The sequence below is a fragment of the Streptomyces sp. G45 genome (assembly GCF_049542095.1).
GTDB lineage: Bacteria > Actinomycetota > Actinomycetes > Streptomycetales > Streptomycetaceae > Streptomyces.
In genome coordinates this window covers 6,026,343-6,038,495 of the sequence record NZ_JBMUZU010000001.1, presented here as the reverse complement: position 1 = coordinate 6,038,495, position 12,153 = coordinate 6,026,343, and the positions used below count along the sequence as shown (strand labels likewise).

Here is a 12,153-nt window from a genome sequence, read left to right as displayed (position 1 = left end):
GTCGGCATGAACCACAACACCCCACTCTCCCCCGCCCGCTGCGCCACCTCGCCGACGTCCAGCGCCGGGTGATGAGCGCGGCGCAACTGCGCGAGCACGGCGTCTCCGGCTCCGACGCCAGCGCGCACTGCCGCCCGGGCGGCCCCTGGCAGCAGTTGCTCCCCGGTGTGTTCCTGCTGCACCCGGGGCCGCCGACGAGCGAGGAGCGGCTGCACGGCGTGCTGCTGTACGCGGGGCGGCCCCCGGCGAAGGCGGCGCGGGGCATTCCGGCGCAGCCGCGCCCCGGCGAACCGCACGCCCCGTACGCCGACGCGATGATCACCGGTCTCGCCGCGCTCGCCCTGCACCGCTTCGCGTCCGCGCCGCCGCTGCTCTCCCTCGACCGGATCGACGTCCTCGTCCCCCGCACCCGGCGGCTGCGCTCGACCGGCTGCGCCCGGCTGATCCGCGGCCACCACCTGCCGACGCCGCAGCAGATCACCGGCGTGCCGGTGGCGCCGGTGGCGCGGGCGCTCGCCGACGCCGTGGCGCACCTCGCGGACGCGGGTTCGGTGCGGCGGCTGCTGACGGAGGCGGTGCGCGGCGGGCACTGCGAACCGGCTGCCGTGGTGCGGGCGTTGAGCCAGGCCCGGCTGCTGTCGCGGCCGCACGTGGTGGACGCCGTGGACTCGCTGCTCGCGGAGGGGCGGGCGATCGCCGAGGACCGGCTGTACGCGATGGTCCGCGAGTACGGGCTGCCGGATCCGCTGTGGAACGTGGATCTGCGCCTGCCGGGCGGGCCGCCGCTCGGCGGTGTCGACGCCTACTGGCCCGACCAGGCGGTGGCGGTGGAGCTGGACACGCGGGCGCCCCGGCAGGGGCTGCGGCACCCGGGCGCCGAGGGCAGGGAGGACACCGACGACGCCGAGTTGTGGTCGGAGTACGTGCGCAAGCGCGAGCACCTGGAGCGGCTCGGCGTGACCGTCGTCCACATCACGCCGAAGAAGCTGCGCGACACCCCCGACCAGCAGGCCGCGGTCGTGCGCACCGCGCTGATGGCGGCGGTCGACCGGGACCCGGCGGCGTACCTGGTGGTGCTGCCGAGATAGCGCGCCACGGGCGCGACGGCAGGAGGGGAGCGCGGGGGCGGCATCCTGGACGGCAGGATGCCGCCCCCGCGCGTGCGCGCCCCGGGCGGGTGGGGCCCGGGTGGGCGGGGGCCGTCAGGCGCGACACGCGGCCGTCAGGCGTGGCAGTACTCGGCGTTGAGGACGCGGCCCGGGCCGCCGCCCCAGTCGCCGTTGACGTTGAGCGCGAGGGAGTGTTCGCCGCGGGGTGTCGTCACGGCGAGGGTGAGCGAGCCGTGGATGCCGCCGCCGTGGCCCCACAGGACGGCTCCGCAGGGCAGTTCGATCCGCAGCAGGCCGAGGCCGTAGCGGCCGCCGCCCGTCGCTTCGCGCCCGGTGGGCACGGTGGTCAGCAGCGCGGTCCGCTGCCGCTCGGGCAGCAGGTCGCCGCGGAGCAGGGCGGCGTAGAAGCGGTTGAGGTCGGCCGTGTCGGTGACGAGGGCTCCGGCGGCGCCCGCGAGGGACGGGTTCATCTCGGTGACGTCGTACGGCAGGCCGTGGGCGCCGCCGGACAGCCGCGCGTAGGCGCGTGAGCTGGGCGGGGGCAGGCGGGAGGCGGTGCCGGGGACGCTGGTGGAGCGCAGCTTCAGGGGGGCGATGATCCGTCGGCGGATCTCCTCGGCGTACGGGCGGCCGGTCGTGCGCTCGATGAGCATTCCGGCGACGACGTAGTTGGTGTTGGAGTAGCGCCAGGCGGTGCCGGGGGCGAAGTGCGGCCGGTGGCGCATGGCGAGGGCCACGAGCTGGCCGGGTGTCCAGGTGCGGTGGCGGTGGGCGGTGAACCGCGGGGTGCGGTAGGCGCGTTGGATGCCGGGGTCCTCGGCGTAGTCGTAGAGGCCGCTGGTGTGGTTGAGGAGCTGGCGGACGGTGACGCGGCCGCCGTCGTGGCCGTGGCCGCGGACGACGCCCGGCAGGTGGGTGCCGACCGGGTCGTCCAGGTCGAGGGCGCCCTCGGCCTCCAGTTGCAGCAGCACCGTCGCCACGAACGTCTTGGTGACGCTGCCCGCGCGGAAGCGGTCGTGGGCGCCGCGCGGTCGCTGGGTGGCGAGGTCGCCGACGCCCGCGGTGCCGTGCCAGGCGCCGTGCGCGTCCTCGGCCCGGGCGGTCGCGCCGGGGACGCCGCCCCGCACGACGGCGTCCAGGGCGGCCTGGGTCCGGGCGTGCCGCTGGGACGGGAGGGGCCCGGTGAGGTGGGTCAGGTGCGGGAGGTGGGTGGGGTGCGGGGTGGGGGCGGCGACGGCGGGGGCGATCAGGGCGCCCGCGACGGCCGCGGCGACGGCGACGGCTCCCAGCGGGCGTCCCGGCGTACGTCGCGGCACAGGTGTGGAACGCGGCACCGGCGTGGATCGCGGCACGGGCGTGGGTCGCGGCACGGGTGCCCCCTGGTGTGACCGTCGCGGTGGTTTCCGTCCGCGGTGGAGAACTCCGCGGCGGCCTCGGGGTCACGCTCGGGGGCCGGGGAGGTTCAGGTCTTGCGCAGGACGAGTTCCGTGTTGCGGTCGCCCGGGGCTCCGGCGAGGCCGGGCTTGGCGCCGGGGGCGTTGAAGGACAGCTCGCGGTAGAGCGCGGCGAGGCCGGTCTGGGAGAGGTCGGCGAAGTCGGTGCGGTGCGGGGCGGCGGACTCGATGAGGGTGGTGAACACGGAGAGCGTGCCGTCGTGGTTGTCGACCAGCTCGATGACGCGGGCGAGTTGGGGGAAGTCGACGTGCGAGGCGGTGGATATCTCCCAGAAGGTGCCGTGCGGGGTGATGGCGTTCTTGTGGCTGTGGCCGTTCACCCAGGCGAGTACGGAGCGGTGGCGGCGCAGCAGGGCGAGCACCTCGTCGCCGCCGTGCCGCCGCTCGCGGGGGTGGTGCGGGTCGGTGGTCAGGTTGCGCATGGTGCGGCTGGTGTGGTGGCTGAAGACGACGGCGTACGACGCGTCGCCGCTCTTCTCGACGTCCTTCAGGGTCCGCTCCAGCCAGCGCAGTTGGGTGGTGCCGAGGGAGCCCTCGTAGTGGCCGCCGGGGTCGGTGGTGTCGAGGCTGATGCCGAGGACGTCGTCGCTGATGCGGAAGGTGTAGTACTGGGTGCGGTCGGCCAGGTTCTGCTGGGTGTAGCCGTGGCCTACGGGGCCGCGGCCCGCGTACGCCGGGTCGAGGTGGGCCTGGACGTACTGGGTGGGTGTGAACGGGGCGCGCGCCTCGTCGGGCGTGACGCGGCGCATGCGGCGGGCCTCGGCACGCAGGACCTCCTTGAAGGCGGCGCCCTTGGGGTCGCGTCCCTTCTTGACGTTCTTCCACAGGGCGGCGCCGCGGGTCTCGTCCAGGGTCATGAGCTTGCGCCCGCCGACGGCGAGTTCGGCGAAGTACGGGTCCTCGGCCGCGTAGCACCCGCCGGGCAGGGCGTCGTGGTTGCCGACCGTGGAGTACCAGGGCAGGCCGAGTCCGGGGCTGTTGACCTGGCGGATCGCGGCGTCCAGGAAGCCGTCCAGGCGGGGGAAGCCGAGGCGCTTGTCGGCGTCGCGCAGGGCGGCGTCCGGGTGCCAGTAGAGCGCGAGCCCGCTGTCCTGGACGCCTTCGTAGCGGCGCGGGTCGCCGGAGTTGGGCGTGATCCGGCCGCCGCTCATCACGGTCAGGAACCACTCCAGTTCGTTGCGGGAGTTGTTGTCCGTGTTGTCGCCGGTCGTCATGACGAAGTGCAGGGGCGCACCGGTCGCGGGGGCGCCGCGCAGCGCGTTGACGCGCTCCACCAGGGAGATCGCGCCCTGCACGGACAGAGCCTCCTGCGGGCGCCAGGCGCTGGCGGTCTGGGCGCGCAGGTACTCGTAGCGCAGCGGGTGTTGTACGTCGACCAGGTGCAGGTCGGTGAACTGCACGAACGCGGTCAGGGGCGTGCGGCGGGCGGCGCGGTCGCGGTGGGCGGGGGCCAGGTCCTCGCGGACGACGCGGCCCCAGGCGGGGCCGTCGCCGAGGCGGCGGTAGCCGGTGGCGCCGCGGGGGGTCGCGACGGAGCCGAGGGTGGTGCCCGCGCGGTACGGGGCCAGGGGGGCGGCGGGGGCCGGGCGGGAGCGCGCGACGGGGTTCCGCGACTGCGTCCGGGCGGCGGCCTCGCCGTGTGCGGCGCCCGGACCGAGGGCGTAGCCCACGCCCGCGGAGAGGGTGACGGCGCCGGTCGCCGCGAGGAGCGCGCGGCGGTTCACGGCGGCCCTGGCGGTGGCGGTGGCCCTGGCGGTGGCGGTGGCGGTCCGCGCGGTGGTGGCGACTGAGCGTGTGCGCGACATGGCGCGTCTCCCCGGGGTGCGAACGCGTCGGCAGTGGTCGCGGGCGGCGGATCCCTCCGCGCCTCCCGCTCGTACTGGATCGTTGGCAGCGGGGGTGGCCTGCGCGTTAACGTCGCCGCAACGGGTGGCGCCGATCACCGTAAGTGGATCTGGCGGTACGGTGCGTGTGCACGGGGCCCTTGCCGGGTGGCCGTGGGGCGGTCACTCGGCGTTCACGTCCCGGGGTAACCCGCGGGCGGCGGCCGCTGGCGGGGCGCCCGGCGCTGCCCTTGGCGGGGCGCCCGGCGCTGCCCTTGGCGGGGCGCCCGGCGCTGCCCTGATCGGCGCTGCGCGCCGTGCCCTCACACGCCGGGCGGGCTTTCCCCCGCCCACCCGCCCCTCCTTGCCGCTCCGCGGCTCGTCCTCAAACGCCGGACGGGCTGGAACGCCCACCGTCTCACCGCCGTCGCCTGCCGCGCGTACCCCACGCGCCCCTGGGTCCCACCTGCCCCGTGGTCCCACCCGCCCGCCCCCTCTAGGGCGAGCGGGCGGGACCAGCCCGCCCGACGCCAGGCGGGCCGCACACCGCGACGCTCCAGCCCGCCTCCGGTGCCTTAGAGCGAGCCCGCCACGACGATCCAACCCCGCCCGGCACCTGCGAACCAGCCCGCCACCGGGCCCTTGAGAGCGAGCGCGGCACCACGATCGCTTCAGCCGGTCCGGCCCATGCGGACCAGCGCGCCACAGCGACGACCCAGCCCACCGGGCGCTTGAGAGCGAGCCCGCCACCACGACGATCCAACCCGCCCGGCACCTGCCAACCAGCCCGTCACCGCAACGATCCAGCCCGCCCGGCGTTTGAGGGCGAGCGCGGTAGCGCGACTGGTCCAGCCCGTCCGGCGTTTGAAGACGGGCCGCGCAGCGGTGATGTCGGGGGTGAGGGGCGGAGCCCCGTGAAGGGCGGGTGGGTGGGGGACGCGAGCGCGGTAGCGCGGAGCCAGCCGCACCGGGAAGACGGGGCCCGGCAGGCCCACAGCCCGCCCGGCGCATGAGGGCGAGCCGCGAAGCGGCAAGAGGAGGGCGGGCGGGTGGGCCCAGAGGGTCAGGAGGCCCGCGCCCGGGCATAGTGGCGGGACGCCTTGGCCCGGTTCCCACACACAGCCATGGAGCACCACCGCCGCGTACCGTTCCGCGACGTGTCGAAGAAGTGCAGCACGCACGCCTCGTGGGCGCAGGCCCGGATGCGGTCGGGGGCCCTGGACAGCAGGTCCAGGTAGTCGCGGGCGGCCAGCCACGCGGGCCCCCAGGCGGGGTCGGCGAACTCCGCCTCCTCCGCGGGCCCGGCAGGGGTGAGCCGCGCCCGCACGCGCCCCCGCGAGAGAACGGCGTCGACGCGCGCCACAGCGGCCGGTTCGCCCCCCGGCTTGCCGGGCAGGTCGACGAGCCCGGCCAGGGCGTCCCGCGCGCGCAGCACGTTCTCCAACGTGGCGCCGTCCGCGGCGAACCGCCCGTCGAGTCCGTTCGCGGCGAGCCACACGGCGAGCCCGTCGATGTCCGTGAGCAGGTCCTGGCGGGCCCCTTCGTGCACCCAGCGGGTGTTGAGCAGGTCCAGGGAGAGCGGCTCACCGGTCAGCGGCCGGGGGTCAGGGGTGCCGGTCATGAGGGTCTCCCTTCAGAGCTAACCAACAAAGCGTACGTGACCGGTTGACGCTCTTGATCTCTAACCTCTAACATCAAATTCAACGGTTAGACGTACCGGACGGACACGACAAGGGGACAGCCATGACCACGCACACCGCACCGCGCACCGGCCACATCGGCCTGAACGTCACCGACCTGCACCGCTCCCTGGCCTTCTACCGGGACGTACTCGGCTTCGAAGTGATCGGCGAGGGCACAGAGGAGCACCGCAGATTCGCCTTCCTCGGCCGCGACGGCACCCTGGCGCTCACGCTGTGGCAGCAGGCGAAGGGGGCCTTCGACGCCGGGCACGCGGGGCTGCACCATCTGTCGTTCGGGGTCGAGTCCGTGGACCGGGTCCGGGAGTACGAGCGGGACCTGCGGGCGTACGGAGTGGAGTTCGCGTACGACGGAGTCGTGCCGCACGGCGAGGGCAGCGCGTCCGGGGGGATCTTCTTCCACGACCCGGACGGCACCCGCCTGGAGATCTACGCCCCGACCGGCGCCGAGTCCGGCACCGCACCGGTGTCGTCGGCCCCGACCTGCGGCTTCTTCTAAGAAGACGACGTCCGAGCCCCCCAAGACTCCTCAAGACCCCACAAGACCCCACAAGAGAGGAGGGCGCGTCCCATGAGCGGCCGCTCGCCCTACCGTCCCGGCTCCCGCGCCGTGCAGGACCGCGTGGGCGTACGGGAGCTCGCCGACCACGTCGGGCGGTCGATCGGCCCGGGCATCCGCCCGGTCGCGGCCGCGTTCCTCGCACTGCAGCCGATGCTGGTCGTCGGCGCGCGGGACCCGGAGAGCGGCCGGGTCTGGGCTTCGCTGCTCACCGGCGACCCGGGGTTCGTCCGGGCCACGGGGGCGCACCGGATGACGGTGGCGGGCGCCCCTGCGGCGGGCGACCCGCTCGCCGCGGCGCTCGCCCGCCCCGGGACGCCCGTCGGCACCCTCGCCCTCGACCCGCGCACGCGGCGCCGCATGCGGCTCAACGGCCGGGCCGACCCGACGCCGCGCGGGCTCGCGGTGGCGGCGGAGCAGGTGTTCTCCAACTGCCCCAAGCACCTCCAGAAGCGGCAGTTGGCGCCGCGGCGGCGGACCGCGCCGCCGTCCGCGCCGCGCCGCTCCGCCGAACTGTCCGCGGCCCAGAGGAAGTTCATCGGCGCCGCCGACACGTTCTTCATCGCGACGGCGTACGACGACGGCGCCGAGGCCAGCCACCGCGGCGGCAACCCCGGCTTCGTCACCGTCACCTCCCCGTCCGAACTGAGCTGGCCGGACTACCCCGGCAACGCCATGTTCCTGACCCTCGGCAACCTCACCGCCGACCCGCGCGCCGGACTCCTGCTGCTCGACTGGACCACCGGCACGACCCTCCAGCTCACCGGCCACGCCCGCGTCGAGTACGCCGACGACGGCTCCCGCGCCGTGCGCTTCCGGCTCACCGAGGCCGTCGAGACCCCCGGCGCCAGCCCCTGGACCTGGACCGGAACCGAGTACTCCCCGGCGAACCCGCCCCTGCCGCCACACCCGTCACACGGGGCAGTCGGGTAACAACCCGTGCTGATCCGGTGTACGGGGTCTAACGTCAGGCCGTGCACAAGGAGCTGAGGGTGGCGGCCTACGCCGTATGCGTACGGGACGGATCGGTGCTGCTCGCTCGCTGGGTCGCGGGTGACGGCAGCAAGCGGTGGACGCTGCCCGGGGGCGGCATGGACCACGGGGAGGACCCCTACGACACCGTGATCCGCGAGGCCGACGAGGAGACCGGCTACGCCGTGGAGCCGGTCTCCCTGCTGGGGGTGGACTCCACGCGGCGGCGCTATCCGCGGCGGCTCGGCGCCGTCGCGGACTTCCACGGGTTGCGGATCGTGTACGAGGGGCGGGTGACCGGGGGGTCGCTCCGCCATGAGACCGCCGGGTCCACGGACATGGCCGCGTGGCACCCTCTGGAGGCGGTGCCGTCCCTCGACCGGGTCAGCCTCGTCGACGTCGGCCTCGCGCTCTGGCGGCAGCGCCCCCAGGACGGCCACCTTCCCCTCCCCTAGCGGCCCTTGCCACCCCCCTGCTGCCGCCGGGCACCCCACTTCCCCACCCACCCGCCCTTCCCCGCACCCGCACCCGCCTGGGGCTCCGCCCCTCTCCCCCGCATCGCCGCTCCGCGCCTCGTCCTCAAACGCCGGACAGGCTGGATCGTGCCCCTGCGGGCTCGTCCCCCCTGCCGCCTTCGCCGTGGGGCTCCGCCGCTTCGCGGCGGAAATATTCCCCGCCCACCCGCCCCCTCCGGGGGCGGGCGCTCAAGCCCACCCGGCGACTGAGGACGAGCCGCCCAGCGGCAAACAAGGGCGGGTGAGCGGGAAAAGCCCGTCCGGCGCTTGAGGACGAGCGCGCCAGCGCGACGAAGGGCGGGCGGGCGGGGAAAAAGCCCGCCCGGCGACTGAGGGCACGGCGCGCAGCGCCGAAAAAGGGCGGGCGGGTGGGAGAACGCGAGCGCGGTAGCGCGAAGCCACCCGCACCACAAAGACGGACCCCAGCCAGGACACAGCCCGCCCGGCGCATGAGGGCGAGCCGCGAAGCGGCAAGACAGGGCGGGCGGGCGGGAACCACCGGCACCCCACAACCCGGCGGTAGATATGCCCCGCTCTGCGCCGCATGGCGTATGGCGGAAGTACGCCACGCGCACAAACCGTCACGGACGGCCCTCCCCAAACCCCCGCCCCGTACGAAAGGCTGAGCGGTCATCCGGTCCCGAATTCCGGACCGAACGATCAACGACCCGAGATACAGGGATGCCGATGACCCCCGATCCGAACAGCGCACCCGCTCCGGGTGCGAGACGCACGGCCCGCCTCGCCACCGCGATAGGCGTGGCGGCCGCCCTGGGCGTGGCAGCGCCCCTGCCGCTGGCGTTCGCCGCCGACACCCCCTCGCCCACCCCCAAGTCCGCCGCCCCGAAGGACGCCTCCGCGAAGCTCGGCGCCGCCGACGCGGAGCTGCTCGCCGACGCGAAGGCCGACGGCGAGAAGACCGTCACCCTGATGGTGGCGACCGCGCCGGGCGCGACCGAGCAGGTCGCCCAGCAGCTCGACGCCGTCAAGGGCGGCTCCGTGGGCCGCGCCTACGACAAGCTCGGCTATGTCCGCGCCACCGTGCCGACGGCACGGGCCGACGCCGCGATCAAGGCGGCCGCCAAGCTCGACTCCGTCCACGGGATCGACCTGCGCCAGGAGATCAAGCTCGACGACCCCCGGCCCGCGGGTGCGCAGGGCGCCAAGGGCGGTGCGGGCCGCGCCGCCTACCCGGCGCCCGGCAAGGACACGCCCGCGAAGAACCCGTACAACCCGTCCTTCGAGACCGGCGCCGTCGACTTCGTGAAGAAGCACCCGAAGGCCGACGGGCGCGGCATCACCATCGGCATCCTCGACTCCGGCGTCGACCTGGGGCACCCCGCCCTGCAGAAGACGACGACCGGCGAGCGCAAGATCACGGACTGGGTGACGGCGACCGACCCGATCGTGGACGCGGACGGCACCTGGCGCCGGATGACCAACCCGGTGACCGGGCCCACGTTCACGTTCGACGGCGACACCTGGAAGTCCCCCGCGGGCTCCTACCAGATCAGCCGGTTCCGCGAGGCCGCCACCACCGGCGGCGACGCCAAGGGCGACCTCAACCGCGACGGCGACACCACCGACACCTGGGGCGTGCTCTACGACCCGGCCGCCGGAACCGTCCGCGTCGACCTGAACGACAACAAGGACTTCACGGACGACGAGCCGCTGAAGCCCTACGGCGACAAGCACCAGGTCGCCTACTTCGGCAAGGACAACCCGGCGACCGACGTCGTCGAACGCGTGCCGTTCGTCGTGGAGATCCGCAAGGACGTACCGACGGACCCGTACGGCGGCGACTGGGTCGGCAAGAAGGCCGACTTCGTGAACATCGGGCTCATCGAGTCCGAGCACGGCACGCACGTCGCGGGCATCACCGCCGCCAACAAGCTGTTCGGCGGCAAGATGAACGGCGCGGCGCCCGGCGCCAAGCTGGTCTCCTCGCGCGCCTGCACCTGGACCGGCGGCTGCACCAACGTCGCGCTCACCGAGGGCATGATCGACCTCGTCACCAAGCGGGGCGTCGACATCGTCAACATGTCCATCGGCGGCCTCCCGGCGCTCAACGACGGCAACAACGCCCGCGCGGAGCTGTACAAGCGGCTCATCGACACCTACGGCGTGCAGCTGGTGATCTCCGCGGGCAACTCGGGGCCCGGCGCCAACACCATCGGCGACCCCGGCCTCGCCGACCACGTCGTGTCCGTGGGCGCGTCCATCTCCAAGGAGACCTGGGCCGCCAACTACGGCTCCGAGGTGACCAAGAAGTACGGCATGTTCAACTTCTCCTCGCGCGGCCCGCGTGAGGACGGCGGCTTCCAGCCGCTGGTGACCGCGCCCGGCTCGGCCATCAACACCACCCAGACCTGGCTGCCCGGCGGCCCGGTCGCGGAGGCGGGCTACCAGCTGCCCGCCGGATACTCCATGCTCCAGGGCACGTCGATGGCGTCGCCGCAGGCCGCGGGCGCGTCCGCGCTGCTGCTGAGCGCCGCCAAGCAGCAGCGGGTCGACCTGACCCCGGCGAAGCTGCGCACGGCCCTCACCTCGACCGCGCACCGCATCCCCGGCGTGCAGGCCTACGCCCAGGGCACCGGCCTGATCGACGTCGTGGACGCCTGGGACGCCATCAAGGGCGGCGCCAAAGCGCACGAGTACACGGTGAAAGCGCCCGTGGACACGGCCCTCGACCAGGAGCTGAAGAAGCCCGGCACCGGCCTGTACGACCGTGAGGGCGGCCTGAAGGTCGGCCAGAAGAAGACGTACAGCGTGACGATCACGCGGACCACGGGCCCCAACCGGCCGCTGCGCCACAAGCTGGCCTTCGTCAACAACCACGGCTCCACATTCAGGCTCGTCGGCGACGACGACGTGCTGCTGCCGCTGAACCGCGCGGTCAAGGTCAAGGTGTCGGCCAAGCCGAAGACCGCGGGCGTCTCCAGCGCGGTGCTCACCGTGAACGACAAGCGGACCCGTGGCGTCGACCACCAGATCATGACGACGGTCGTGGTCTCCAAGGCGCTGGCGAAGCCGTCGTTCACGTACCGGGCCAAGGGCTCGGTACAGCGCAACGGCACCGTGTCGCACTTCGTGACCGTGCCCAAGGGCGCCAAGTCCCTTGAGGTGGCGCTCGGCGGGCTCGCCGACAAGAGCCAGACGCGCTTCATCTCGATCCACCCCTACGGGCTCCCGGCCGAGTCGACGTCGTCGCTCGTCTGCTACCCGAACTTCCCGAACCCGGACAACACCTGCCGTCCCGACGTGCGTTCGTACCCGAACCCGACGCCGGGCGTGTGGGAGATCGAGGTCGAGTCGCGCCGCACCTCGCCGCAGCTCGACAACCCGTACACGCTGGACGTCTCCGCGCTCGGCGTGTCCTTCGCCCCGGCCCCGCAGAAGGTCGCGGACGCCAAGGTCGGCGCGGCCACTCCGGTCACCTGGAAGGCGACGAACGACTACGCGGCCGTCGACGGCAAGCTGAAGGGCGGCTCGCTCGGCTCGGCCGCCACCGGGCAGCCCACCATCAAGCAGGGCCAGACGCTGACCACCACGGTGGTCGTGCCCGAGGGCGCCGAGCGGCTCGACGCGGCGATCGGCGCCACCTCGGACGCGCGGGCCGACCTGGACCTCACCCTGCTGAAGGACGGCCAGGTCGTCGCGCAGTCGGCGGACGGCGACGCGGAGGAGTCCGTGAGCGTCACCAAGCCCGCCGCGGGCACCTACACCCTTGAGGTCGCGGGCTACTCCATCCCGTCGGGCCAGACCGCCTACGACTACCGCGACGTGTTCTTCTCCGCCTCGCTCGGCCAGCTGAAGGTCGACGAGTCCAAGGCCGTGAAGCTCGCCTCCGGCCAGTCGGCGGACGTCTCCGCCGAGCTGGTCGTGGGGGCGCCCGCCGCCTCCGGCCGGGTGCTGTTCGGCGAGGTCAACCTGCTGAACGCGCGCGGCACGGTCGCGGGCACCGGCTCCGTCACGGTGGAGAAGGTCACCCCGTGACCGCCCCCGCGGGGCGCTGACAGCG

7 protein-coding genes and 1 pseudogene are annotated in these 12,153 nt (G+C 74.1%); 5 read left to right on the top strand and 3 right to left on the bottom strand.

Going from position 1 to position 12,153, the window contains the following annotated elements:
- The first annotated feature begins 6 nt into the window (after positions 1-6).
- A pseudogene (locus ACOBQU_RS25410) lies at positions 7-1,088 on the top strand (hypothetical protein).
- A gap of 134 nt (positions 1,089-1,222) precedes the next feature.
- Here ACOBQU_RS25410 and ACOBQU_RS25405 read toward each other — a convergent pair.
- From ACOBQU_RS25405 to ACOBQU_RS25395, 3 genes are all read right to left on the bottom strand, one after another.
- Positions 1,223-2,425, bottom strand: a complete 1,203-nt coding sequence (locus tag ACOBQU_RS25405) for a serine hydrolase domain-containing protein (protein WP_423629829.1) — start codon at positions 2,423-2,425, stop codon at positions 1,223-1,225.
- 146 nt (positions 2,426-2,571) lie between these two features.
- Positions 2,572-4,368 (bottom strand): TIGR03767 family metallophosphoesterase, encoded by a 1,797-nt coding sequence (locus ACOBQU_RS25400; RefSeq protein ID WP_423629827.1) that lies wholly within the window; start codon positions 4,366-4,368, stop codon positions 2,572-2,574.
- A gap of 1,081 nt (positions 4,369-5,449) precedes the next feature.
- The gene (locus ACOBQU_RS25395) at positions 5,450-6,007 is read right to left on the bottom strand and encodes a CGNR zinc finger domain-containing protein (protein ID WP_423629825.1); all 558 of its coding nucleotides are present in this window, start codon (positions 6,005-6,007) and stop codon (positions 5,450-5,452) included.
- Positions 6,008-6,129: 122 nt separating this feature from the next.
- Here ACOBQU_RS25395 and ACOBQU_RS25390 point away from each other — a divergent pair, with 122 nt between their 5' ends.
- From ACOBQU_RS25390 to ACOBQU_RS25375, 4 genes are all read left to right on the top strand, one after another.
- Positions 6,130-6,585 (top strand): VOC family protein, encoded by a 456-nt coding sequence (locus ACOBQU_RS25390; RefSeq protein WP_423629823.1) that lies wholly within the window; start codon positions 6,130-6,132, stop codon positions 6,583-6,585.
- Positions 6,586-6,657: 72 nt separating this feature from the next.
- Positions 6,658-7,578 carry a pyridoxamine 5'-phosphate oxidase family protein gene (locus ACOBQU_RS25385; protein ID WP_423629821.1) on the top strand — a complete coding sequence of 307 codons (921 nt, stop codon included), beginning with the start codon at positions 6,658-6,660 and terminating at the stop codon, positions 7,576-7,578.
- Between the two features lie 41 nt (positions 7,579-7,619).
- Positions 7,620-8,072: an NUDIX hydrolase gene (locus tag ACOBQU_RS25380; protein WP_423629819.1), complete on the top strand. Its 453-nt coding sequence runs from the start codon at positions 7,620-7,622 to the stop codon at positions 8,070-8,072.
- 747 nt (positions 8,073-8,819) lie between these two features.
- Positions 8,820-12,128, top strand: a complete 3,309-nt coding sequence (locus ACOBQU_RS25375; RefSeq protein WP_423629817.1) for a S8 family serine peptidase — start codon at positions 8,820-8,822, stop codon at positions 12,126-12,128.
- Positions 12,129-12,153: the final 25 nt, after the last annotated feature.

Bases quoted from the DNA above. Each gene is read 5' to 3' on its own strand.
- ACOBQU_RS25375 (WP_423629817.1), top strand. From the start codon at position 8,820: ATGACCCCCGATCCGAACAGCGCACCCGCTCCGGGTGCGAGACGCACG.
- ACOBQU_RS25390 (WP_423629823.1), top strand. From the start codon at position 6,130: ATGACCACGCACACCGCACCGCGCACCGGCCACATCGGCCTGAACGTC.
- ACOBQU_RS25385 (WP_423629821.1), top strand. From the start codon at position 6,658: ATGAGCGGCCGCTCGCCCTACCGTCCCGGCTCCCGCGCCGTGCAGGAC.
- ACOBQU_RS25395 (WP_423629825.1), bottom strand. From the start codon at position 6,007: ATGACCGGCACCCCTGACCCCCGGCCGCTGACCGGTGAGCCGCTCTCC.
- ACOBQU_RS25400 (WP_423629827.1), bottom strand. From the start codon at position 4,368: ATGTCGCGCACACGCTCAGTCGCCACCACCGCGCGGACCGCCACCGCC.